Origin of the sequence: Bradyrhizobium sp. (assembly GCF_016462955.1) — a bacterium.
GTDB lineage: Bacteria > Pseudomonadota > Alphaproteobacteria > Rhizobiales > Xanthobacteraceae > Bradyrhizobium.
In genome coordinates this window covers 3,766-7,915 of the sequence record NZ_JAEMSD010000331.1, presented here as the reverse complement: position 1 = coordinate 7,915, position 4,150 = coordinate 3,766, and the positions used below count along the sequence as shown (strand labels likewise).

Annotated in this window: 5 protein-coding genes; 1 reads left to right on the top strand and 4 read right to left on the bottom strand. The window is 61.7% G+C overall.

What is annotated here, in order from left to right:
- Positions 1-38: 38 nt before the first annotated feature.
- Complete coding sequence (locus JHD07_RS27035; RefSeq protein ID WP_291627602.1) at positions 39-917, top strand: transglutaminase family protein; 879 nt, start codon at positions 39-41, stop codon at positions 915-917.
- Between the two features lie 211 nt (positions 918-1,128).
- Here the strand turns inward: JHD07_RS27035 and JHD07_RS27030 are convergent, their stop codons facing one another.
- The 4 genes from JHD07_RS27030 to JHD07_RS27015 form a co-directional block, all read right to left on the bottom strand.
- Positions 1,129-1,719, bottom strand: coding sequence for a TetR/AcrR family transcriptional regulator (locus tag JHD07_RS27030; RefSeq protein ID WP_291627597.1), 591 nt, complete (start codon positions 1,717-1,719; stop codon positions 1,129-1,131).
- A 16-nt stretch (positions 1,720-1,735) separates the two neighbouring features.
- The gene (locus tag JHD07_RS27025) at positions 1,736-2,197 is read right to left on the bottom strand and encodes a nuclear transport factor 2 family protein (protein ID WP_061020189.1); all 462 of its coding nucleotides are present in this window, start codon (positions 2,195-2,197) and stop codon (positions 1,736-1,738) included.
- Between the two features lie 267 nt (positions 2,198-2,464).
- Complete coding sequence (locus tag JHD07_RS27020; protein WP_291627594.1) at positions 2,465-3,289, bottom strand: phosphodiesterase; 825 nt, start codon at positions 3,287-3,289, stop codon at positions 2,465-2,467.
- 284 nt (positions 3,290-3,573) lie between these two features.
- The coding region (locus JHD07_RS27015) for an extracellular solute-binding protein (RefSeq protein WP_291627592.1) at positions 3,574-4,150 on the bottom strand (577 nt) is incomplete at its 5' end.

Below are 4,150 nucleotides of genomic sequence, written 5' to 3'. Positions count from 1 at the left end.
GATCACGCCAGCCGGCCGGAAAAGCTGACGGGGCTGGCGTGATCTACGACATCCGTCACGTCACCACCTACGAGTACGAGAACCCCGTCAGCTTCGCCCGCTGCACGCTGCGGCTGCAGCCCAGAAGCGGCGGGGGGCAGGAGCTGATGTCGCACAATGTCGAGATTCATCCACGCCCGGCCGAGCGCAACGTGCGGCGCGATTTCTTCGGCACGCTGACCGAAAGCGTCGTGATCGAAGCCGCCCATCGCAATCTGCGCATCGACTCGCGTTCACGTGTCTCGGTGTCACGCGAGCCGCCGGCACGTGATGTGCTCAGCCCGCCCTGGGAGAGCATTCGCGACCTGGCCTTCGAGGCGACGAGCCTCCGACCGGCCTCGCCCGTCGGTTACGTCTTCGCCAGTCCTCTGGTGCCGGTGCTCCGCCCGGTCAGCGCTTACGCGGCGGAGAGCTTTGCGCCGGGTGCGGGCATCCTCGAGGGTGCGGTCGATCTGATGCATCGCATCCGCACCCAGTTTCGTTACGATCCCAAGGCGACGGTGATCTCGACGCCGCTGGACGAGGTTTTCGACAAGCGTCACGGCGTCTGTCAGGATTTCGCCCATGTGATGATCGCGGGTCTGCGCGGCCTCGGCCTGCCTGCGGCCTATGTCAGCGGATATCTGCGCACCATTCCGCCGCCGGGCCGGCCGCGCCTGCAGGGCGCCGACGCCACCCATGCCTGGGTCTCGTTGTGGTGCGGACCGGAGCTCGGCTGGGTCGATCTCGACCCGACCAACGATGTCCTCATCGGCAACGATCACATCGTGCTTGCAATGGGGCGCGATTTTTCCGACGTCTCGCCGGTCGACGGCATCATCGTCGGTTCGCAGAAACAGAGGCTCGGCGTCGCCGTCGACGTACTGCAGGTGGAGTAGGGCGTGTACTCTTAAGCGTCGGCTTACCAGCGCAAAGCGAAACTCTGCCATCTTGGAAATGATCGGCAGGTTGTGACCCGTTGCGGACCTTCGTCGTGGCGTCGAAGGTTTGCTGAATCCTCGGAAGTCATATCAGCCAACTTCGCATCGCAACTGCGTGTCTATAGAGCCCTCAGACGCCTGACGGCGCTGGCAAAGCGTGAGGCGATACCTAAGCATCGCGGCGCGCTCGAGACCGTTGAGATCCCTTGCGAGGCTCCAGACGCAACCTCAGCCGGTCTATGGTTCGCACGAAAAGGCTCTCGTCATCGGTTGCGCGTGCCAACACTAAGGCGCCCTGAATTCCAAGTACTATTTCTTCGGCGGACAGGTTGGCGTCTGCAGGGTTCCATCCTAGTCGGACGAGCGCATCACTCAATGATGCGATCCATCGGACAAAATACCTTGAAATTGCATCGGAAAAACGATCGCGCGTGCCGTCGAGAGCAAATGCTCCGACGAGACAAATGCGTCTACCTGAGCGGAAATATGAAATGACGGAATCCCACATGCGAGTGATGGCTGCTTCAGGTGCGTCGTTGCGCAAGGGCGCGAAGACTTCGCGCTCGAACCAAGCATCAACTTCGTCCAGCACGGCTTTGGCCATGTCTTCTTTCCCACCAGGAAAGAAGTGATAGAGGCTGCCCTTTCCTAGGCCGGTTTTTTCAGTAATCCGGCTCAATGACGAGCCCTCGTAGCCGAATTCCCGGAAGACTTCGGCTATGAGGGGGATTACGTCACGGCGCTCATTGAGCGTCCGCATGCGATGCCTTTCTAGTTCAGAGGCCTAAGTCCGACAGTCCCGGATGGTCATCCGGACGGCGGCCAAGAGGCCAGTGGAACTTGCGATCTGCTTCTTTGATAGGGACGTCATTGATGCAGGAGAAGCGCCGTTGCATCAGTCCCTCGCTATCGTATTCCCAGTTCTCGTTGCCGTATGACCGAAACCAGTTGCCGCTGTCGTCATGCCACTCATAGGCATAGCGGACAGAAATTCGGTTGTCGGTGAAGGCAAATAGTTCCTTCACCAAGCGGTAGTCTAGTTCCTTCGCCCACTTCCGGGAAAGGAACGCGACAATTGGGCCTCGTCCATTGACGAATTCGGCGCGATTCCGCCAGCGGCTGTCCGGCGTGTATGCGAGGGACACCTTTTCTGGGTCTCGGCTATTCCATCCATCTTCCGCGAGGCGGACCTTTTCCTTGGCGCTTTCTAGTGTGAAGGGCGGCGCAATCTTTGTCATGTCTGCATCTCCGTTGTACTGATAGGTACAACGTATACCGTTCGGTACAGAATGTCAACGGCGTTCGATATGATCGCTTGAAGTGCACTCGACAACTTCACGGAAGCCGATCAACCAACCGAAGCACGCAAATGATCGAACCGCGCCGACGTGACCTATTGGGCCTATCTCCGAACTGAGGTGAGGGACGCCAACGCGCCGCCATGGAGGTGGAACAGCAGCGCGGGTTTAAGGGTACTCGCCCTGCAAACGGTCGGCGCTCGCCGGTCACCGCACCATGGTCTCGCGATCCCAGGCCTGATAGTCGGGCGAGCCTTCGATGCGGATGGGACCCTCGTAGCCGTATTCCACCATGTGCACGGTTACATAGTCTTTTCCGAAAAACACCACGCCGTACGATTGCGGCAGGTCGGACGCGCTCAGAAGCCTGGTCTCGGAGAACAAAGGATAGCTCGCATGGTTGGTGCCGCGCAGCGACGAGACTGGAACGCCTGCGACAGAACCGGCAAGAGGCAAGTGACAATGCCCGAAGAAGACGTGACGGATCTTTGACCGGTTGCGGCCAACGAGACGCCGGAACGGTGCGTCGTCGAGCAGGCGGATCTGGTCGAGCGGGGCCAGATGCACCGGCATGGGATTGTGGTGCATGAAGAGCAGGAACGGTCCGTCATGCTCGGCAAGCCGTGCTTCGAGCCAGCCGAGGCGATCGTCGCAATAGCGGCCGGCGTGCGTTTCAGGATGGGCGGTGTCGAGGAACAGGCAGCGGCCGGCGGCCGTGTCGTGCATGCCCTGGACGAAGCCGTTCTCGTCGGCGAGTTCGGGGAACACGCTCAGGAAGGTTGCGCGCCGGTCGTGGTTGCCGATGCACAGCCGCACCGGCAGCGGATATTCGTCGAGGCGCTGCTTGAGCCATTGATAATCGGCGAGATCGCCCCAATCCGAGAGGTCGCCGGTGATCACCATCAGCTCGGCGTCGTGATGATCATTCAGCGCATGCGCCAGCGCCCGCTCGAAATTGACGCGCGGATCGCGGCCGCCGATGGTGGAGCCAGGCGCCGTCAGGTGAATGTCGCTCAAATGCAGCAGCTTCATCGCAATCTCCGGTCACCGAGGCGGCACGGGACGCCGGAGCGTCCCGCGCCAAGGCTTTCGCATATGACTCGCGGCGGCGGCCTGCGCGCACGCCTCGTCCTTCGAGACGGCGCTTACGCGCCTCCTCAGGATGAGGCTAATTGGCGCTAGTTGCTCGCCCAAACTGCCGCCACGCACTCTTGTCCTCATCGTGAGGAGCCCGCCCAAAGCGGGCGTCTCGAAGGATGGCCGCAGGGAATCGCTCTCAAATGCAACTCCCTGCGTGCCGGCGGATGCGAGGACGTTCAGCGCGCCGCGCCGGTGGTCTTCGGCAGCAGCTTCTGCACGTCCGCGGTCATGTCGGCGAGCACCGCCTCGGGCTCCTTGGCGCGGGCGCCGGAGATGATCGCGTTGAGATGATCCTTGATCACGTCGGTGATCTTCAGGCCGTTGTCGCCGGGGAAGGCGTACCATTTGGTGAGTAGCGCGAGCTGGCTGACCGCGGTGTAGTTGTTGGGGTTCTTGACGTAGAAGTCCTTCAGATAGACGTCGTTGGCGACCTTGTTGGGCGGCATGTAACCGGTGGTCTCCGCCATGATCGCGGCGCCCTTGGGGCCAGTCCAGAACTTCACCGCCTCCCAGGCCGCGTCGCGCTTGGCCTTGTCCTTGGCGAGGATCAGCACGACGTTGCCGCCGGCCGGCAGCCTGCCGTTCGGCGAGACGACGTCCGGGAACGGGATCGTCTTCAGCGCGAACTTGCCGCCGGTCATCTGCGTGACCTTGTTGAGGTCCGAGGTCGAGGTGATGTGGAAGCCGGTCTTGCCGGCCGCGAACGTCGCGCGCATCGACGGCTGGTCGAGGTTGGGCATGCCGGCCTCGTTG